Source organism: Sulfitobacter sp. 1A12779, from assembly GCF_043557315.1.
In the GTDB taxonomy this organism is placed as follows: domain Bacteria; phylum Pseudomonadota; class Alphaproteobacteria; order Rhodobacterales; family Rhodobacteraceae; genus Sulfitobacter; species Sulfitobacter faviae.
This window is the reverse complement of the sequence record NZ_JBIFFU010000082.1, coordinates 1-1,154: the sequence shown is the minus strand read 5'-3', so window position 1 is coordinate 1,154 and position 1,154 is coordinate 1. Positions and strand designations below refer to the sequence as shown.

General features: G+C 59.0%; 2 protein-coding genes. Both read right to left on the bottom strand.

The window, feature by feature from the left end; all coding sequences use genetic code 11:
* Positions 1–148 precede the first annotated feature (148 nt).
* On the bottom strand, positions 149–646 hold the full coding sequence (locus ACGYLQ_RS20870; protein ID WP_009827247.1) for a plastocyanin/azurin family copper-binding protein: 498 nt from the start codon (positions 644–646) through the stop codon (positions 149–151).
* 84 nt (positions 647–730) lie between these two features.
* Positions 731–1,154 (bottom strand): copper resistance protein B (locus ACGYLQ_RS20865; protein ID WP_394444688.1); only part of this gene is annotated, 424 nt, incomplete at its 5' end.

Below are 1,154 nucleotides of genomic sequence, written 5' to 3'. Positions count from 1 at the left end.
GCAAACGTCGGATCTGGGTACTACCGCCGCTGGCGCGGTACACCATCGTCGCAGACGGGCGCCCAACGGGGGAAAGAACGGGCGCGGTGTACGCCCGTTCTGGTATTAACGTTATCGCAAGGCGGTGCTCGCGATCCGCACTGACCGTTTAGTGAGTAACGGAGACTTCGCGGAACATGCCGGATTCGTAATGACCGGGGATCAGGCAAGCAGCTTCGAACGTGCCGTTATTTGCAAATGTCCAGATGATTTCGGCATCTTCGCCGGGCGCGAGCCGGATGCGGTTGGGCTCATTATGACCCATATTCATACCGCTCATATCCGCCATTTCGTTCTTGTGCGCGGCGTTCTTCTTTTGCGAGTCGAGAATGAACTCATGGTCCAACTCGCCCTCGTTGCGGACGACGAAACGGACGGTCTCGCCTTCTTTGAAATCCAGATCGCCGCCCTTGAACAGCATTTCGCCGTCGTCTGTTTCGACCATGTCGATCTCGACCGTGCGGTCCACCGCAGCGGCATCGCCGGGCATGCCGATCTTCATTTCTCCATGGGTGTCGCCGGACTTGTTTCCGTGAGCCGCTTCGCCGGCAAACCCCGGTGCCGCAAAGGAGGAAGCCAGTGCGATTGTCAGCAGTAGATGTTTCATCTGTTTAGTCCTTGGTTGCTTTTGGGTTCAGGTATTGGCCGGAGGACTCATCAGCCCTCCGGATTGCTCCCGCAGGAACAAATCTCAGAATTGAAGGCGTGTACCCATCACGACCGAGAACTCATCTGTATCCCCACCGGCCGCGCGGGTGATGTCCCGCGTGTCGCCGAACGAGGTCTCGTAGTTGACGCCGATATAGGGTGAGACCGCACGGTCGATGAGGTCGTAACTCAGCCGCGCACCGATCTCCATGACTGCGCCACCCGCACCCCGCCCCCGGGCGATGTCATCCTTCAGCGGCATATCGATCTCGATGTTCGGGGTCAGGATCAGACGGTTGGTAAGGAGCAGTTCGTATTCCGCCTCGAAACTGAAGAACGAATAGTCGGAGAGGTAGAGATCGGCGTCGATCTCGAACCACTGCGGCGCGAGCCCTTTTACCCCCACGACAGCCGCGTAGCGTTCCGGAACGCCCTCGGGTGTGCTGGCATAGGCTCCGACCACGCCG

Coding starts and splice junctions, on each gene's coding strand:
- ACGYLQ_RS20870 (WP_009827247.1), bottom strand. CDS start 646: ATGAAACATCTACTGCTGACAATCGCACTGGCTTCCTCCTTTGCGGCA.